The 226-nt window shown below is 42.5% G+C and carries 1 protein-coding gene; it reads right to left on the bottom strand.

The genetic code is table 11. The annotated features are described in order from the left end of the window. Window positions 1–226, bottom strand: a 226-nt coding sequence (locus A3714_RS18170; RefSeq protein WP_231867818.1) for a hypothetical protein, incomplete at both ends; no start/stop codon positions are given.

Below are 226 nucleotides of genomic sequence, written 5' to 3'. Positions count from 1 at the left end.
CATAACTCTTCTTCGTTAGCCATTTCAAATACACGGTAAGAAGGAAACGGTCTTGAGAGTGCTCTAGGTTCGCCCACTTTCGCTGCTTTCAATAAAAGATACAATGCAAAGGTATTCGATGGTCGAATAAGCCTGTAGTGAAGTTTGTTTTCACTATCTTCAAGTTCAACAACGGTATCGTTTTCTCGGGGCCTCATCCGAAAGAAAGGACCTTCCTCTCGAACTA

The organism is Alcanivorax sp. HI0007, from assembly GCF_001635525.1.
Classification (GTDB): Bacteria; Pseudomonadota; Gammaproteobacteria; order Pseudomonadales; family Alcanivoracaceae; genus Alcanivorax.
This window is presented reverse-complemented; position numbering and strand designations above follow the sequence as displayed.